This is a genomic window from Sneathiella sp. (assembly GCF_002694385.1).
GTDB lineage: Bacteria > Pseudomonadota > Alphaproteobacteria > Sneathiellales > Sneathiellaceae > Sneathiella.
Genome location: NZ_NZMB01000004.1, coordinates 106,785 through 125,155, shown reverse-complemented (window position 1 = coordinate 125,155; position 18,371 = coordinate 106,785). Strand labels below are relative to the sequence as shown.

16 protein-coding genes and 2 pseudogenes are annotated in these 18,371 nt (G+C 51.0%); 9 read left to right on the top strand and 9 right to left on the bottom strand.

The features are described 5' to 3' along the window. From CMN55_RS01315 to CMN55_RS01290, 8 genes and pseudogenes are all read left to right on the top strand, one after another. Positions 1-294, top strand: a pseudogene (locus tag CMN55_RS01315) (hypothetical protein); the annotation flags it as partial. Positions 295-646: 352 nt separating this feature from the next. Further along, positions 647-1,726, top strand: a complete 1,080-nt coding sequence (locus CMN55_RS01310; protein WP_293947727.1) for a C4-dicarboxylate TRAP transporter substrate-binding protein — start codon at positions 647-649, stop codon at positions 1,724-1,726. Between the two features lie 33 nt (positions 1,727-1,759). Next, positions 1,760-2,245 (top strand): TRAP transporter small permease, encoded by a 486-nt coding sequence (locus CMN55_RS01305; protein WP_293947726.1) that lies wholly within the window; start codon positions 1,760-1,762, stop codon positions 2,243-2,245. A 6-nt stretch (positions 2,246-2,251) separates the two neighbouring features. Continuing rightward, on the top strand, positions 2,252-3,592 hold the full coding sequence (locus CMN55_RS01300) for a TRAP transporter large permease (protein ID WP_293947725.1): 1,341 nt from the start codon (positions 2,252-2,254) through the stop codon (positions 3,590-3,592). Between the two features lie 520 nt (positions 3,593-4,112). Beyond that, on the top strand, positions 4,113-5,048 hold the full coding sequence (gene dctP, locus CMN55_RS01295) for a TRAP transporter substrate-binding protein DctP (protein ID WP_293947723.1): 936 nt from the start codon (positions 4,113-4,115) through the stop codon (positions 5,046-5,048). Between the two features lie 173 nt (positions 5,049-5,221). Further along, positions 5,222-5,788: a TRAP transporter small permease subunit gene (locus tag CMN55_RS16945; RefSeq protein ID WP_366931930.1), complete on the top strand. Its 567-nt coding sequence runs from the start codon at positions 5,222-5,224 to the stop codon at positions 5,786-5,788. An 11-nt stretch (positions 5,789-5,799) separates the two neighbouring features. Then, positions 5,800-7,113 carry a TRAP transporter large permease gene (locus tag CMN55_RS16940; RefSeq protein ID WP_366931932.1) on the top strand — a complete coding sequence of 438 codons (1,314 nt, stop codon included), beginning with the start codon at positions 5,800-5,802 and terminating at the stop codon, positions 7,111-7,113. A gap of 809 nt (positions 7,114-7,922) precedes the next feature. After that, positions 7,923-9,389 (top strand): hypothetical protein, encoded by a 1,467-nt coding sequence (locus CMN55_RS01290; RefSeq protein ID WP_293947721.1) that lies wholly within the window; start codon positions 7,923-7,925, stop codon positions 9,387-9,389. Between the two features lie 19 nt (positions 9,390-9,408). Here the strand turns inward: CMN55_RS01290 and rffA are convergent, their stop codons facing one another. The 8 genes and pseudogenes from rffA to CMN55_RS01250 all read right to left on the bottom strand — a co-directional run bounded on the left by rffA (position 9,409) and on the right by CMN55_RS01250 (position 15,727). After that, positions 9,409-10,551, bottom strand: a complete 1,143-nt coding sequence (gene rffA / locus CMN55_RS01285; RefSeq protein WP_293947719.1) for a dTDP-4-amino-4,6-dideoxygalactose transaminase — start codon at positions 10,549-10,551, stop codon at positions 9,409-9,411. A gap of 113 nt (positions 10,552-10,664) precedes the next feature. Continuing rightward, entirely contained in the window at positions 10,665-11,516 is an 852-nt protein-coding gene (locus tag CMN55_RS01280) for a class I SAM-dependent methyltransferase (protein WP_293947717.1), read from the bottom strand. Positions 11,517-12,304: 788 nt separating this feature from the next. Further along, the gene (locus CMN55_RS01275; RefSeq protein ID WP_293947715.1) at positions 12,305-12,724 is read right to left on the bottom strand and encodes a hypothetical protein; all 420 of its coding nucleotides are present in this window, start codon (positions 12,722-12,724) and stop codon (positions 12,305-12,307) included. 27 nt (positions 12,725-12,751) lie between these two features. Then, positions 12,752-13,430 (bottom strand): annotated as a pseudogene (locus CMN55_RS01270) (acetyltransferase). A gap of 33 nt (positions 13,431-13,463) precedes the next feature. Continuing rightward, positions 13,464-14,120 (bottom strand): class I SAM-dependent methyltransferase, encoded by a 657-nt coding sequence (locus CMN55_RS01265; protein WP_293947711.1) that lies wholly within the window; start codon positions 14,118-14,120, stop codon positions 13,464-13,466. Then, the gene (locus tag CMN55_RS01260) at positions 14,107-14,550 is read right to left on the bottom strand and encodes a hypothetical protein (RefSeq protein ID WP_293947709.1); all 444 of its coding nucleotides are present in this window, start codon (positions 14,548-14,550) and stop codon (positions 14,107-14,109) included. The genes CMN55_RS01265 and CMN55_RS01260 overlap by 14 nt, the downstream gene beginning before the upstream one ends. Positions 14,551-14,564: 14 nt before the next feature. Further along, a complete protein-coding gene (locus CMN55_RS01255) occupies positions 14,565-15,038 on the bottom strand; it encodes a glycosyltransferase family 2 protein (RefSeq protein WP_293947707.1) in 474 nt (157 codons plus the stop codon). Further along, positions 15,035-15,727, bottom strand: coding sequence for a WbqC family protein (locus tag CMN55_RS01250; protein ID WP_293947705.1), 693 nt, complete (start codon positions 15,725-15,727; stop codon positions 15,035-15,037). The genes CMN55_RS01255 and CMN55_RS01250 overlap by 4 nt, the downstream gene beginning before the upstream one ends. Before the next feature lie 265 nt (positions 15,728-15,992). On the opposite strand from CMN55_RS01250, the gene CMN55_RS01245 reads away from it, so the two are divergent. Continuing rightward, positions 15,993-17,219 carry an MFS transporter gene (locus CMN55_RS01245; RefSeq protein WP_293947703.1) on the top strand — a complete coding sequence of 409 codons (1,227 nt, stop codon included), beginning with the start codon at positions 15,993-15,995 and terminating at the stop codon, positions 17,217-17,219. A 21-nt stretch (positions 17,220-17,240) separates the two neighbouring features. Here the strand turns inward: CMN55_RS01245 and CMN55_RS01240 are convergent, their stop codons facing one another. Beyond that, positions 17,241-18,371, bottom strand: coding sequence for an osmoprotectant NAGGN system M42 family peptidase (locus tag CMN55_RS01240; RefSeq protein ID WP_293947701.1), 1,131 nt, complete (start codon positions 18,369-18,371; stop codon positions 17,241-17,243).

Genomic DNA, 18,371 nt, shown 5'->3' with positions numbered 1-18,371 from the left:
CACGTCAGCGATGAATTCATTGATCGACTTGCAGAGGCCCTCATCAAGAGCAGCGCCACTGCCCGCGCCGAGCTGGAGGCCGGTATTGACGGCAAAGCCGTGGAAGTTTCCACGCTTGATCCCGCAGAACGCGAGAAGTGGAAAGAAGCATCAATCGAGCTTGTTGATGAATGGAAAAAGCTCGTCTCATCCAAAGGTCTCGATCCGGAACGCATTATCGAGCAGGTCAATGCCACGACTGCAAAATATCAAAAGGAACTTGAGGAAAAAGGCTATCCCTGGACCCGCAAGTAACTCTTTCAAAGCAAACTCACGAAAACTTGATAAACTAGCAGTTCACGCTTTTTCATAAGATTTTCCATTATATTAGCGAGTATAATTTCCTATATTATGCTCGCTAATAACAAGACATCCGTGTTTGGCCGTGCTTTTTTCACTGCGTCAATCACGGATAATTCTGGAAATGATATGACGCGCCAGGTTTTCTCTTTGAAAACTGGAAACTGCGGTAATTTTTTTCTAATACAACTTCTATTCGTTGACTATTACAAAATTCTATATCAATTTCTATCCTGTTTCGGAGAATCAAAAACAACAAGAAGCAGCCTGTCGAAACAAAACGAAAATTCCTTCATGGGAGACAATAATGAAAATTAAGAACATGATAGCCAAGCGTTTCATGATGATTGTAACGCTATTTTTGCTGTGTGCATTTGGCACCAATGCATATGCCGAGTACAATATCCGGTTCTCAGAACTCGGCCCGCCCCGCGGTGCCCGCGCCGAAGCTATCCAGTGGTGGGCTTCTGAAATTGAAAAGCGCACGAATGGGGAAGTAAAGGTCGAGTTTTTCTGGAGCCAGTCATTGACCAAGGGCAAGGACACGCTGCGCGCAGTGGGCACCGGCCTTGCGGATGCCGGAACGATCATGGGCATTTACAATCCCGCCGAAGTTCCGGTCTGGAGCTATGGCAACCTTCCGTTCGTCTCTGGTGATAGCTGGGTCGCGCTTCGCACCTGGCATGAATTGAAGGAGACCATGCCGGAACTGCAGGAAGAAATGAAGAACAACAATGTTCGCATCCTGATTAACTACACGACCGGACCGAGCGATCTGATATCCAAGTTTCCGATCAAATCCGCCGACGACATTAAAGGCAAAAAGATCCGCGCAACCGGCGCTTACATGAATCTCATTAGCAACCTTGGTGCGGTTCCAGTAAACACCGGCTTTGGTGAAGTCTATCAGGCGATGGATCGTGGAACCGTGGATGGCGCGGCGATTTACTTGTTTGCCGCCCATGCCTACAAACTTTACGAAGTCGGTAGCTATATCACTGAAGTCAACATGGGTCAGGTTCCGGGCTATGGCGCCGGCATCAACCTGGATCTTTGGGAAAGCATGCCCGAAAACATTCGGCAGACCATCACGGAGGTCAGCAATGAATTCGCTGATTATTATGGCGAGCTGCTGATCAAGGATATTGATGATTCCCGCGCCGAAATGCAGGCCGGTATTGACGGCAAGGTCGTGGAAGTCTCCGTTCTGGACGAAGCAGAACGCGAGAAGTGGAAAGAAGCGGCAAATGAGTTCATAGTTGACTGGAAAAAGCGCGTCTCGGAAAAAGGCTTGGACCCGCAGAGCATTATCGACCAGGTCAACGCCACAACCGCAAAATATGAAAAGGAACTTGAGGAAAAGGGCTATCCCTGGACTCGCAAATAATTCCTTCACATAAAAGAACTTCTGGAAATCTCAATGAATAATAGCTTCCACTATTTCGAAAGATTTCTCGTTCTGATCGCGGGCATAGCCATCATGGTTATGCTCTCGATCACCACAATATCCGTGATTGGCCGCCATTTTATTGGCGCGCCCATCCCGGATGACGTGACATTGAACGAGTTTTTAATGGTCTTCGTTATCTTCCTGCCCTTTGCCTATGTTCAGTTTAAGAAAGAACACATCTCGGTAACTTTGCTTGCCGACATGATGCCGGCACGGGCAGTGGATGCCATAGATGTTCTGGCGCAGTTGCTTGGATTGATCTTCTATGGGCTGATGGCTTGTTCCGCCTATTACTATTTCCTGGATTCCTGGATCGTTGGAAGTTTTATGGAAGGCCCCCTGTCTATACCGGAATGGCCGACCCGTTTAATCTTCTTCGCCGGGGTCTTAATTATGGCGTTACGACTGATTGTCGACCTGATCAAGTCCATTCACAAACTCATAACAAGAAAGTAAGGACCCATGGATCCCATTACTCTTGGTTTTTGCGGAATTGGGGTGCTGCTTCTGTTGATCCTCTTCCGTGTTCCGATTGCCGTTGCGCTCGGCGTTGTCGGTTTTGCCGGCCTGGTTATCATTCTGGGATGGCCCGCTGGCCGAGATCCCAATTTTGTACGCGGGTTCACCGCGGCATTTAACTACCTGTCGTTTGAACCCTTCTCATTCGTCGCCTCCTTCTCACTGGTCGCCATTCCCATGTTTCTTATGATGGGGTATGTCGCCTTCCATTTCGGCTTTACGCATGATGGATATACAGCGGCCAGAGCCTGGCTGTCCCGCCTGCCAGGCGGCCTCGCCATTGCGTCCGTTATGGGAAGCGCCGTGTTCGCGGCGGTCAGTGGCTCCAGCATGGCAACGGCCGCCGCCATGGGCAAACTGGCCGTTCCGGAAATGCTCCGTTACAATTATGATAAAGGGCTGGCAACCGGTGCCATTACGGCCGCCGGAACGCTCGGTGCTCTTATCCCGCCCAGCATCCTGATGATTATTTACGGGCTGTTCACGGAACTCTCGATCGGCAAGCTGTTGATCGCGGGCTTTCTGCCGGGAGTGTTGTCTGCGCTCGGCTATATCCTGTTGATCATTATCCGAGCAAAGATCAACCCGTCTCTGGCGCCTATGCCGGACCACCGGGTAAGCTGGGGAGAACGCTTCAGTGCGCTGAAAGGCGTGTGGTCGATCATAGTACTGTTCATTCTGGTGATGGGTGGTATTTATGCCGGCATTATGACCCCAACGGAAGCGGCCGCCATCGGCGCGGCCGGCGCCTGGATTCTTGCCGGACTGGCCAAAAAGCTGAATATCGAAGGGGCAAAGCTGTCAATCCTGGAAACGGTCACCCAAACCGCCAGCATTTTCGCCGTTGTTGTCGGCGCGAAAATTTTTGTCGGCTTTATTGCGATGACCGGAGTTGCAAGCTATCTGTCCGATATTGCTCTCGGACTGGATTATTCACCGCTCGTCATCCTGCTGGCTTTGTCCGTCATGTATATCATCCTCGGCACCTTTATGGATCCGCTCGGGATTATGCTGCTGACCCTGCCCGTCGTTATTCCGGTCATCGACAGCCTCGGCTACGATCTGATCTGGTTCGGCGTTATCATGGTCAAGCTGTTGGAAATCGGCATGATCACCCCTCCTGTTGGACTGAACGTCTTCGTTCTCAAGGGGGCTATCGGCGATACTGTTCGGCTTGAAACCATTTTCAAGGGCGTAACCTGGTTTATCTTTGCCGATATTATCGTGCTGGCAATACTGATACTGTATCCCTCCATCAGTCTGATTCTGCCAAACGCATTGTAACGAAAGAGCCATCCCCTTAGGCCAGCCATTGCTTACGCAGTGGCTGGCCTTTTTTTTTCCTTATGCCAACATACCCCTCCCCTTCGGCCGTCCCTTGCAACATTCATCCCTATCCGCTCAGCCCCCCCCATCTCACATGACTGACCGCGGACAACACAGGATACAACCCTGACGAAACTGTGTAGTCAAATATCTCGCTAATTTTCCGTACAGGCTTGTAATAGCTTAATCTTTATACTACGATCTTTGCGGGAGTTAATCATGCTCAGGCGCAACGGGAAAACGGACCATTCAAGAAGTCCAGCCTCGTAATTATGAACTGTTCTGCATGACCCTTCATGAAAAGCAGATGCGGCAAGCAATGACAAAAACGACTGATAGGTAAAACAGTCATATCGCACAACGGGAGGTAATGATGAAAAAAGCAACAAACCTTATTAGCAGACGAGGCGCACTGGCTGGTGGCGCTGCCGTTTTGGCCGCTCCGGCCTTTATTGGAAACGCATCCGCGCAGGCCAAAGTGACATGGAAAGTACAGGCGCATTGGCCGAAGGCTTCCTCTTCTTTCAGCGAAAGCCTCGCCATCATCGCCGATGAGCTTAAGGCAAACACAGACGGCCAGTTTGAATTGCAACTCTTTGGTGCGGGCGAGTTTGCCAAAGGCGGAGAAATTTTCAATATTGTCCGTCGCGGCGTTGTAGAAATGGGCACAATTTCACCGGGTTACATCCTCGGGGAGGCTCCGTCTGCCGGCCTCGCCTATGGTATTCCTGGCACCTTCAGGGAAGCGTGGGAATTTTCCTATTTCCTGAAAAATATGGGAATGGAAGAGCTGTTCAACGAAGAGCTGGCGAAACATGGCGTGGTCAGCCGTGCTGAAAAAGTCTATCCCACCGAAATCGTCATCTCGAAGCCTGTCAACAGCATTGATGATTTTGCAAAATTGAAATTGCGTTCAACCGGCGCTTTCCAGAAGTTCCTCGAAGCCGCTGGCGCCTCAACCCAAAGCATTGCCGGTCCCGAACTATACTCCAGCCTGGCAAGCGGCGTTGTGGACGGCGCCCATTGGGGCGCGGCACAGGGCGCCAAATCCATGAGTCTCTGGGAAGTTGCCAAATATCACATGAAGCCTACCCTTGGGCTGGCAATGGACACGATCATCATCAATCAGGGGGCAATAGACGCGCTGGAGCCGGACCTTAAAAAGGAGCTGTTCCATCTGCTTGATCTGCGTTTCTGGAAACGGACAGCGGAATATCTTTACAAGGAAAAGATCACCCTCGCCGATGGGCAGGCGAATATGGGGGTTGAGGTCATGGAATTCCCGGTCGAAGTTCAGGAAAAATTCAAGGCTGCAACATCCACGATCATTGATGAAGAACGGGCCAAGGGCGGCAATGGCGCCAAGGGGGCGGACATGATGGTCGCCTATCTTAAAGAGCTCGGTTATCTTTAAGACCTGATTTTCCAGTCGGAATGCTCGGCGAGAGCGGAGCGAAACAACTCCGGGATATCCTCTGATACTGCGGAAGATATCCCGGTTACCGGCAAGATGTCCGGCAAATTGTTTCCTTTGACACTCGCTGGTGTTGATTTCACACCTCAAGACACCAATAGCTGGAGAGTCATATGGCTGCCTTAACAGCATTCGCACGCACAATAACAACAATCAATCTGTGGATTGGACGCGTCGCATGTTACGCGGTTCTGATCCTGTTCCTTCTTTTGTTCAGCGATGTCGTGATGCGCTACATTACTGAAAGCCCCATTTCCTGGTCTGCGCTGGCCTCCAAGATGATTTTCGGGGTTTATACAATCATCGGCGGCGGATATCTGCTGGCCCGACGNGAACATGTNAATGTCGATCTGTTNTACGGTGCCTTTTCAAAGAAAAAGAAGGCGTTGACAGATGTTGCGACAAGTTTCCTGTTCTTCCTGTTCATGGCGGTGCTGCTGACNGAGTCCTACTCTATGGCTTATGACAGTATNTCCCGTCTNGAAGTCAGNTATGAAACNACATGGAGACCTCCGNTCTGGCCNTCAAAGACATTGATCGTTGTCGCGGCCGTACTCCTGACATTACAGGGNATNGTCAAGCTNATCGCCGATATCATGATTCTGNTGGATATTGAGGTGGATGAANCCGCNTTCGGNCCGATTACGGACGGCGAAGCAGAAGAAAAGGGACATGTCTGATGTATGATCTTCTGTCAATCGAGGTTCTGACCCTCCTNTTCTTCGGCCTTCTCTTTCTGTTTATCATGCTTGGNGTNCCGCTNGCTTTTGTNCTCGGCGGNCTCTCCATTATCTTCCTGTATTTTGAGCAGGGGCCGATCGCTTTTTATCTGATCGCNTCAAAAATGTGGGATCTGATGGAAACGGCNTCCCTCATTGCTATTCCCCTTTATGTGTTCATGGCGCTGTTGCTGGANCGCAGCGGTGTCGCNCATGATNTNTATCGNATGATGCATTTATGGTGGGGCGGCGTTCGNGGNGGCCTGGCNATCGGNACGGTCGGCATCTGCACAATNTTTGCGGCCATGTCCGGCGTCTCCGGTGCGGCCGTTGTCACCATGGGCACNATCGCCCTGCCGCAAATGCTGAAGCGTGGCTACAATCCCCGCCTGGCCCTTGGTGCCATCAATGCGGGCGGGGGCTTCGGCATTCTGATCCCNCCATCGGTTCTAATGGTTCTCTACGCGCTTCTGACAGAAGTNTCGATNGGNCGNCTNTTNGCGGCGGGCGTTTTCCCCGGCTTGCTNTTGTTCCTGCTGGTGTCGACTTACATCGGAATTCGTTGCTGGATACANCCGCATATGGGNCCGGCNCTNCCGCCGGAAGAGCGGGCAANCTGGCGGGAAAAAATGGTGGCGCTGCGNTCAGTCGTCTTGCCCATCTTTATCATTTTCCTTGTTCTCGGNGCTATATTCGGTGGTTTTGCAACCGTGACCGAGGCNGCGGCTGTCGGCGTGTTTGGCGCATTNATCGCCAGTGCGGTCAATCGCAAGCTNAACTGGAAAATGATTTCGGAATCGGCCATCCGCACATTCCGGCTTTCGACGCTGATTGCCTGGATCATCTTTGCCGCCCATGCNTATTCCATGGCNTATACGGCAATGGGNGCGGAAGAGTTCATTTCCCATATCACCGCGCAAATNCCGGGCGGAAAATGGGGNGCTCTCGCNTTCATGATGGCNGTGCTNCTGGTTCTGGGCATGGTGCTCGATCCGGTCGGNATCATGCTGGTNACNNTGCCGGTNTTCCTNCCGCTNGTCGCCATGCACGGGTTTGATCCGGTNTGGTTCGGTATCCTGTTCGTCATCATGATGGAGATCGGCTATATGACGCCNCCCTTTGGTTTCAACCTGTTCTATCTCAGATCGGTTGCCCCGCCGGATGTCACAATGAAGGANATNTACTGGTCCGTGGGACCTTATACGATTGTCGAANTNGCNGGNCTCCTGCTTATNGTGGCCTTCCCGGCCATTGCCCTGTGGTTCCCGAACTACATATTCAACTAGCAANCCNANAACCAATCCTGANGGATGCAANANCACGCGGCAGCATCTGCCGCGTGTTTTTTNGTANNCGGAACGATACANNNACTATCCTGTAGNNCCCAACNTNCCNGCATCANNTCAACANCTCTGGACANGCCGCGTGAAACTGCGTAACAAAGGGCNATNATGGGGACATAACCGGATAGTCGAGAGGTGGGCANAGTATGATTTCCGGATTGNCCGCAAAGATCAAGCGCAGCACTCTGAACGGATTAGCCNACTGTCAGGAAAATACANTCCTTTTTATTGACCATGTAGCNCGCCAGATCAATCTGCGNCTGNTGATACTGGTNANGGCGGTGGCAACGGTCAGCTTCATAAGTGCNGNGCTNCTAACACANGGGCCGCAGCCGATTGCCGGATTCCGGCCGGAACAGATTGCNTATCTGGGNATGCCCGANACCAGATTGCAGATGCAGTTTTATACTCTGCTCTGCGTGTTGTTGTTTTCTGCCTCACTTGTCATCGGGCTTGTCCGTCCGGGTATTTCCANGCCATTTGCNNCCCATAAGATGNCGCTTACNGAGNATATTCCGCTACCCGCCCGCCCATACGNCNTGCTGCTNTTCTGGGTTGCCGTTCTTCTTATNTACGATCCNAAANTGCAAGATTTTCTGGTCGCNCTTTTNGTCGCCTACCTNATGAAGGAGGTACTGAAAGGCCGCTTTGAAACNTCCCGCATCNTNCTTGCNTTTGNGATNCTNTGCTTNGGACTNTTNCTNCTTCCGCTTCTGTTTCCNCCCGCCATTCCCGACCAACAACTCTGGAGTATGGATATCCACTGGTCCGCCGTCATTGGAGACGGGCTTCAGGAGGCTTCCGGCGATGCACATAGATATGAAGCTTTTGCCGCCTATGGGCTTCTGCTGACCGAGCTTATTGCATTTGGGCAAAAATTTTCCGCCTTCCGCGATCTCGCTGGCACGCAAACGCTTCTGATTATCGTGGATATTGTCTTTTTCGGGCTGCTCTGCTTTATCATCACCCAGCGAGTTGGCGCAAAGAATGCCCGCCTCATATGGGCTTCCGCAATTCTGATTCTCTTACTTTTTGCCGGAGCGATATCAGGGGCCCTACAAAATCTGACTACACCGAACCAGCTCCCTTTACGGTTCATTCTGCTGCCGCTCACTGTCATTATTGCCTATTATCTCGGGACTCTGTCTGTCCTGTGGGCAGCACTTCTAGTTGGCGCAATTGCCCCGTTATTTGCCTTTTATAACTTCGAAACCGGCTTTTACTGTCTTCTGGCTCTGGGGTACGGACTGTTCATCAAAGGGGCAAAGGGCGGCGTATGGGCGCTCCTGATGGCGGGAATGCTGACAGCGCTCACCTTTGTTCTGTCCGCGTCGTTTCTCATCCTGCTCTTTTTTGACGGTCCTTTTCCAAGCGTCCTTCAGGAACTTTTACGACTCATACAGCAAAAGGTCGCGAGCGGAACAGGTGGCTTTGCCGGTTTATCCTATTACTTTTTTGCCCCCTTCTTCCTCGTCATGGCCCATTGCATGGGGCTGTTTGCATCCCATCTGCTGGCAATCCGGGATCGCACACCCCTCTCCCCGATTGCTTTTCAGGGTATGGTAATCGTTGGCCTTATAATCGCCATCGGCCCCTATGAAATGAACCGCTATCACCTGAACAAAATGTGGGTACCGCTTCTCCTGTATACCTTGCTGATGCTTCCTCGCCTTGCGGGCGGGCCGAAACAGGACCGCCTTGTCTGGTCATTCATTCTCATCGTGCTGGTCGCCCCTTTCCTGTTCGGCAATCCGATCCGGTATGTCTTCAAGAAAGAACCATATGTGGCGGCAATTGAACGCGTCCAAAAGGAAATCACACCCTGTATCGACGGGCTACCGGCATCGCAGGCGCTTTGCCACTACGCCGCCCGGAAGGCGGAAGAACTGCGCACTCTTTATGAACGCTATCCCGACATTGCCTGGTTGAGCGGACTCTCGCTCACCATGACGCGGCTCACAGACAACTCTCCGGCGCTAGCAAAGAAAGCCCTCTTTTTCTATGCCCATCGAGATGAATTGCGCGATAATGTCATTAACGACATCGCTGTCCTGAAGGCGCCTGTTTTTGCCTTCGATAAGGTTGAGACGGGAAACATTGCCGGAATTCCGGAAGTCGTCGAAGACTTTCAGGAAAGCCTACTGCAAGACGCCGGTTATGAAGTGATTGAGAATACCGAATACTGGCATATCGCCCGCCTGAAGGGCGGAGAAAATTGACCATAGGGCAAAGCGGAGATTAAAGTCCGGACAAAACCTCTTTCGCTGTATTTGCAATTCTTGTGGCGTGTTCTTCAACGCCGCAATACATTGGCAGTCGCACCAGTCGCGTGGCACCGCTCACTGTATTGTCCATGCTGCCGGAGATACGACAAAATTTCTCCCCCGCTGGCGATGTATGCAGCGGAACGAAATGACTGAGAGCCTGTATGCCTTGCTCTGCCATGCCATTGATAAAGGCCCGGCGCTTTGATGCATCATGCACCAACCCGAAATACATATGACCATTCGGCTGATTACTGTTCCCATATTCAGGAAGTTGCAACAGACCGGTTGGCCGGAGAATTTCATCATAAATATTCCAGGCTTTCATACGCCGTTCAGTGATTTCCTCGCCATGTTCAAGCTGAGCCAGCAGAAAGGCTGCCAGCATGTCCGAGGGCAGATAACTCGAGCCGATATCCCGCCAGGTATATTTATCGACCCGCCCTTCCAGAAAGGCTTTCCGATCTGTACCTTTTTCACGGATAATCTCCGCCCGGGCAGTCATTTCCGGCCGATTGATGAACAGGGCGCCGCCCTCGCCGGAGACAATATTCTTCGTTTCATGAAAGCTGAAACAACCGAGATGACCAATGGTTCCAAGCGGGCGGCCCTTATAATTGGAGAAAATCGCCTGCGCCGCGTCCTCAATGACAATCAGGTTATATTTCTCGGCAAGCTCCATAATCCGGTCCATTTCACACGCCACCCCCGCATAATGAACCGGAACAATTGCTTTGGTTTTGTCCGTAATGGCCGCCTCAATCAGCTTTTCATCCATATTCATCGTGTCAAGGCGGATATCGACAAAAACCGGAACTCCGCCCCGCAGAACAAAAGCGTTGGCACTCGAAACAAAGGTGTAGGACGGCATGATAACTTCGTCACCAGGCTGGATATCGGCAAGAATGGCCGCCATTTCCAGCGCGGCCGTACAGGAATGCGTCAGCAAGACCTGATCCACATGGAATTTTTTCTCAAGATACTCGCTGGCGCGATGTGTAAAACTGCCATCTCCGGAAATCATTTCGCCATTCTGGGAGCCGGCGATCGCCTTTGCGATATAGGTTGCCTCATCACCCGTAATGAAAACTTTATTCAAAAATATGTCGATCGACATATGATGTTACCTTTCACATACTACTGGAAAACAGCTAAATACCGGGTCAACTAAACAGAGTTTACGCATATTTTGATTAACAATATATCTTCAGAAATCTTGGGTGTGAAAACTTAACCGGCTGATCTGACAACTATTTTCATATAGGCCCCGAAGCGTTCCGGGAGATACTCAAACAACCGTCCCGCTCCTAACCTGTTTGCCAAAACCGCGCTCCGGGCAAGCGCACTCTGACGTTTGCGAAATTCCGTATCCACCTCAAGACGGTCAAGCATCCGACCCATGATTGCCCGGTCAAAATCACAATCATACCCTTTTTGCGCGCAAAAGCGTTTTACTTGTGATGCTTTGATAAAATTTAGAGATTGCCAAAGGCCCCGGGCATCCAGCTTTTCTTCGATCTTGCGGATAGTGTCTGCGAAAATCTTCAGCGTGAGTGATTTCCCAAACACAACAGGAAGAGCAAAATGAGATTCATAGGGAATATTGTAATTCGGGCATAAGATAACGAGTTTCCCACCAGGCTTCAGCATGGAGATGCAAATATCCATGGCTCGGCGCCAATCATCCAGATGTTCGAATACATTGATGGAAAATATCAAATCAAATTTCCGATTGCTGCTGACATCTTCGATCCGCTTGCGGATAAAGGCGATGTTCACATGCGCTTTTTCGATGGCGTCGAGGCTATCGGCAAATTGCGCAAACCCGGGCCCGATCGGTTCTACTCCCGTAAAGGAGATGGCGTCGAAGCGTTTCGCCAGCTCACTAAGTAATAACCCCGTTCCACAACCGATTTCAAGCGCCGTTGCCTGCCCGTCAAGTTGCTCCAGAAAGGGGGAGACTTCACTGGCGCCAAACGCCGCCTCCGCGCGCAGGCGAGCTGCTTGTGCCTCATCCTTAAACACCGGGCCAATTATAGCAGTTTCCATCTCATCCCCTTCTCCTCGATGCCGGGTAAACAACCTTATCCATCAGAACAAACAGCAAAAAGATGAGACAGAGAAATCGGATAAACGCTGCCCATTCAGGTTTGACCTGTATTATCTGAACACGATAGAGGACAAATCCTATATGGCAACAATAGATCAGCACTCAATGCAGGACATATAAAGTTGCCGATTTGAGTATTGGGCTCTCATCCTGCCAAATCCAGTATTTATGAAACAATACATTCATAGCATACCCAGCGCGTAGCAGATACTGACGGTGAGCGGATAAGGAGCTGACCAGTATAACAACAGAAGATATAAACAATAACCAAGGACATTTCCGAGAACGCCGCTGACAATAAACCGCCAGACCTTGCCCCATAGCACTCCGAATTCTGCAATCATATTGCCAATTCCGCCAGCCCAATCCCAGATCGGCCATAGCTGTTTCCGTTATAAAGCATGAAGGTCTTGTCAATATGCCCGAAGACAAAAGGATACTCGACTATTTCGCTATCCCAACCCGAAGCGGAAACGTCTATCCGTGGATTTCCAGGCGGCATGGACCAGCCATTCTCCATCTTTCGGCTATGCCCGATGCGGTAGGGCGTCCCGTCACCGGTGCGGTATGAAAACCACATATCTTCGGAACCATTCTGGTTTTTGAAGAGAGTTGGACGGGAAAAGGCCTGGGCAACGCCAAGCTTATAAGGAATTACATCCTCTGTCCGTTACCATTTATGTCCATCGGCGGATATGGCTCGACGGAGAACATGCAGCATTTCGCCATTTCCCGCATCCCAACTGTCCGTTGCGCCATACTACATTTCAAAACCGCCGCCCTCCACTCGCTGCACCCAGGGGCACGACAGGCTGATGCTGTTAAATTCCTCTGCAGTGATAAAAGGCTTATCCTGATCAAGAGACAAAGTCAGATCACCATGCACTCGCAATCGACCAATATCCCCTCGCCAATGGGCATTCGGTAGATTCTGCCAGCCCATGAACAGCATATAGGTCACACCGACCGCTTGATAACAATTGCAGATACTGACGCCGTCTTCATAGAAACTGCTTTTCGGTCCGGCGCAGAAAAACGGCTCCTGATGATCGACGACGACAATTTTTCGTTCGATATCATAATCGAAGGCACCAACGGAGGAGCGGTTATGCTCATCCCTGCCGATATAAAAAATACGGTATAGATTGCCCGACGAGAGGACAGGTAACGGATTTGCCACATGACTCCTGAGCTGCGGATGGCCTCCTCAAGGCGTAAAAATCAGCCCGGTTTTAATCCAATGATGGCCGGGCACCTTGTATATACCCCGCAGTTTACTGCTCGGAAGACGGGATCTCTCCGTTCTCTTCGTTATATAGACGCCTTCCGGATCCACATTCCCAAGAATGACGGCCCCCGCGCCAATAACACTTCGCGCGCCGATTGTGATGCCATCTCTTAATGTTGAGTTGACCCCGAGGAAGCATTGCTCCTCTACCCTTACCCCGCCGGAAACGACCCCTTGGGAAGAGATAAAACAATGGTTTTCAACCGTCGAATGATGCCCGATATGATTGCTGCTCAAAAGGGTGACGTTATCACCAATTGTCACAAACGGTTGGATTGTATTGTCTTCTAGGATGAAGCAGTTTTCTCCAATCCGACCATCATTCAACGGGGTTGCATGCGGACTGATATAACTCGCGAGCCTATATCCCTTTGCCTTGGCGGCCTCAAATCTTTCGTGCCGCAAAATATTCAATTTGGTATAGCTGGGAGCAACAAAGAAAGAATAGCCTTCTGGTGAATAAACTGTTTCAACATCTTCAAACGGGACGATAGGAAGGCCGCAGAAACTCTCTTCCTTAATAGGCCGTTTCGACACAAAAAGTGGCCACCTCATAATCCGTATGACGATCAAAATAAAACTGCGCCAGTTCGGCAATCTGGCTGTTACCAAAAAATAGTCAGCTTGTTCGTCATGACAGCCTCACCAGAAGCGTGAACTCATACAGATTATAGTCATGGAGCAGGGCCACATTGCGCGAGAATTTTCTATTGCAATAATCAAACAGAAAGCAGGGATCAGCGTAATAAAGATGATCCGCCTTGTGGTCTTCATCGGAATAGGACGTCAGGCAGTTAAACGCAAAACCACGCCGTGAATGGCGCGCCATAATGTCCAGTGTTTCCAAGATATAGTTCAGCCATTTCTCATGATTTGTATCGAGACAAACGTTGAAAATGCCGCTCGCGACGGCAAAGTCAGTGATGATATCGGGTTCATGCCCCTGCAGAAACCGTGCGCGCGGTTCCCCAAAAAGCGTTCCCGCGCTGTGTGTGGTAACCATGTTGTCGGCAAGATCAAGCCCGAGAAACTCAAATTCACATTCCGCCGGAAAGCGTTGCTGCATGTACTCCAGAAACGCCCCATAACCGCAACCAAAATCAGTTATGGAGAAAGCCTGCCCGGGCCGATATGTTTCCAGCACAATCCGGGACAGCTCGGCAAAACGCAGGAATTGCCCTTCATGATCCTTCCAGTCAACGCCCCTGGCCGTCGCGCCATGCTCTTGCAGTCTCTGACTGTAGTAGGAAGCGACATCGCTATGTATTCTGGAATTAGGATCTGTCATAAACCTGCCGATAAATTGCATTGGGGCGTTGTTTCACTTCAGAGAATACCTTCCCGAGATAAAGACCGAGAATGCCCAGACCAAACAGGTTAAGCCCGCCAAAAAAACATATGGCGACGACGATGGACGTCCAACCCTCCGCCAGGTTGCCAAAGAGATGACGAAGAATAACCCATATAGCAACAATTGCCGAGAGCGTGGCAATAATGAGACCAACGAAACACATCAGCTTCAGCGGAACAGTGCTGAAACAAAGAATATGGTGAAGAAAAAAGGAGATCTTTCTGCCAAAGCTATAATTTGTCTCCCCGCGGGAAAGCTTGTGAGCTTCAATTGATCGTTGATTGAAACCGGTTATGGCCCATAAACCGGCGATAAAAAACTCCCGCTCCTGATGCAGCATCAGCGCGTCGAGATAGCGGCGGCGCATAAGTCGGGCCGTCACTAGATTTTCGGGAATTTTCGCTTCGGACAGATAGCTGAAGAGTTTGAAAAAAGTGCGCCACTCACTCTTTCAAACCATTTTCCCTTGCGCTTCTGCTGCACGCCGAAAACAACATCAACCGTTTCAACCCCCTCCGCCTCCGTCAGTTCTTGATAGAAGGACGCAAGCCATTCCGGCTGTTCCTCCAGATCAGAATCCAGCAAAAATATATAGTCTCCCGAGGCATAGGAAAGCCCGGCCATCATGGCCTTATGGTGGCCGAAATTGCGCGACAGATCCAGCACCTTGACACACCGGTCTTGTTCATGCAATGCAACCGTCGGCGCCAGGCTGTCATCAGGGGAGCCGTCGTTTACGAGTATAATCTCGAAATCATCGCCAAACAGGTTTTCCGCCGCTTTGACGGAACGCTCGTAAAACTCATCGACAAAGGATGCACTTTTGTAAAGCGTCGCAACAATTGAAAGTTTCATTTAGCAACCTGCTTCATGAATTTCGGCGCGTCTTCGCCTGTATTTGCTATCAGATCAATCACGCTGACGCCATGCTCAAAATCACCCCAAAGCTGTTCATAAACCGGATAGCCGGAATAGTCGAACCATTCCACCGCCACGCCGTCCTTTCCGAATAACTCGACATCCAGATAGTCTTTTGCAAGCGGGCCGGAAACATATACATCTGCCTTTAACTGGCGGCAAATGCATAACAATCGTTCATTCACCCCTTCCTCCAGATCAAAATCAGAAGAGGAGAGAATCTTCGTATTTATACCCAGAAACCGACAAATGCGATGCGTCAGATCGGCATTTATATCCGAAAGACAGTCGGGAATCGGGCCCTCGAAAAAAGGCCGGATTAGCTCCGCCATTGTCTGGAAATGTCTCGCCTTGTTGTAGTTTGCCTCTATGCTCCGCCAATGTTTTTTGGCAAAGGCATCATTTTCAATTCGTGTATCATTGATTTTCTGGAAATATTTATTCTTGGAGAGGACCGGCACGGTCAGCCACTGCAGACCCTGCGGGGTTTTTATAATATTCCTGTTGCGCCAATCCCGCCGCGTGAATTGGGCATCATCATAAAGAACAAAGCAATCAACTGAAGCAATCAGATCAAAATACCCCTTCCACGGCAGATAGTTTGACTGAACAATGGCGACCCTCATAGATGGTGTCCTAAAGTATTTTTTGGTATAACTTAAATAACTAGATTGATAACTATGTTTGAGGGAAGCATATAATTCTAATTGGAAAAGGCAACAACCAACAGCTCCTCAAAATTTCAGCTCATGCCAATAGACAGAACGCACCGCAGTAGTTATACAATGAGCAGATGTGAAATATGCCACCCAGAATTCCCATTGCATTGTTCCGCCGGACCTTCAAAAAAAACGGCATCGATAATATTCTAAATAAAACAAGAAGAACAACATGTCCAACATGCGTGCCCTGAGACCGGTTTTCCCCATCCTTGTCGGTGCTGCGCTCATGCTCACATTGAGTTTCGGCATGCGGCAGAGCCTTGGCCTATTCATGCCCTCGCTGACCCGTGACATCGCGGTCACCATTACCGATTTCACCCTGGCCATCGCCATGCAGAATCTTGTCTGGGGCCTGTTTCAGCCAATTGCCGGCATGTTTGCTGATCGTTGGGGATATCGTCCCGTCATGATGATCGGCGCTCTCTCCTATGTGATTGGCATGATACTCATGGCAACCGCCAATGGCGTCATCGCGGTTCTTGTCGGCGCCGGTGTTTGTGTCGGGATTGCCATGGCCTGCGCCTCCTTTGCCATGGCCATGTCCCTGACGGCACGACTTGTGCCCGCCACGATCCGTAGCACTGCGCTTGGTATCATGTCGGCCGTTGGATCAATCGGCGCCATGTTCATCGCTCCTCTCGGACAGCTCCTCGAATCATCCTATGACTGGCGAACCGGTTTTGTCGGGTTCATCGTGATCGCCATCCTGATCCTGCCTGCCGCCTGGATAGCCGGTCGAGTCGACAAGGAAGCTCCGCTCACTCTGTCGCCCGATAATACCGATACCCTGTCTGCCGGAGCGGCCGCCCTCGCGGCTTTCCGCTATCCCCCCTTCGTCATGATGGCAACGGCCTATTTCGTCTGCGGGATGCAGCTTATCTTTCTGACAACGCATCTACCGTCCTATCTTGTGTTGTGCGGATTGGATCCGATGCTGGGCGCATCCGCCATTGGCATCATCGGCGGATTCAATATTATCGGCAGCCTGTTTTTCGGCTGGGCCGGTCAAAGATGGTCAAAGCAGGCCCTGCTCGGTATTATCTATATGTCCCGATCCTTCGTACTGGCTGTCTATTTCATCCTTCCGCCAACGCCGACCACCACCATCATTTTTGCCGCTGTCATGGGTTTCTTCTGGCTTGGAGTTTCCCCGCTTGTGGCCGGATCGGTGGTGGAAATGTTCGGTCTGCGCTGGCAGGCCATGATCCAGGGGTTCGCCTTCTTCAGCCATCAAATCGGCAGTTTTGTCGGCGCCTTTGGCGGCGGATGGCTGTTCGACAAGCTGGGATCATACGACGTTGCGTTGCAAATGGGGGTCGGGCTTGGCCTTTTTGCCGGCGTATCGCAAATCCTTTTTGCCCTGTTTTATCCGCCGCATAAGCCGCAAACGGCATAATATGTGTCGCGAACGGACATCCTAACTTCCGGACGCAACATCGGGACTGACAATCGGCAGATCACCAACCGATCCCAGCCGTTCCTCATCCCGATGGAAGAGCGGCTTGCTTTTCATATACTGAACCAGCAGACGGGAAAGCGACGTCAAGGAATCCAAATGCGTCCGTTCATAGCCATGAGACGAATCCAGCGCAAAGCAGAGAAGCGCGGTGCGAATGTCATTCCCCGCCTCAACCGCCGCGGCCGCATCACTGCGATAATAGCGGAAAACGTCGCGGCTATAGGTAATACTGTTATCTTCGCACATATTGATCAGGCTGCGGGTCAGCTGCCGGTCGAAAGGGCCGGATGAATCCTGCATGGCAACAGTCACCCCGTATTCGGATGTATATTGCTGCGGGGCGATCGTCCCGTTGTCGATCGAAACAAGCTCCGCCACATCACCATGCAGAACATGGGAGGCGCCCACGCCGACTTCCTCGGATATGGTGAAAAGAAGATGACAGTCAATCGGCAGCAGGGCCCCGTCGTCCACAATTGACTTTGCCGCGGCCAGGACAGAGGCAACCCCCGCCTTGTCATCCAGATGCCGAGAACAGATGAAACCGTTGTCCGTAAATTCCGGCATGGGGTCGATCGCGATGGCATCCCCGACATTAATGCCAAGGGCAACAGTATCCGCCACACAGGAAACCTTTTCATCCAGACGCAATTCCAGATTAGTCCAGTTGATCGGCTGTGTGTCAATTTCATCGTTATAGGTATGCCCTGACGCCTTAAGCGGCAGGATTGTTCCGCGGAACTGCCCCTCATCCGCATAAACAGTCACCCGCGCCCCCTCTGCAAAACGGGCCGACCAGGATCCGATAGGAACCAGCTGCAATCGCCCGTTTTCATAAAATCCCTTGACCATGGCGCCAAGTGTATCGAGATGCGAGACAATGGCGCGATCCGGAGATGATTTCACCCCCTTCAGATCAGCCCGGACAGCACCGCGGCGGGTCAACTCGAAAGGAATGCCGAAGGCCGTCAGGTGATGGCAGATATATCCGACGATTTCATCCGTCATGCCGGTCGGACTCGGGATGTTTAAAAGTTCCTTCAGGGTCGTTATGAGGAATTCATGGTCGATTGACTGTCGGTTCTTCAT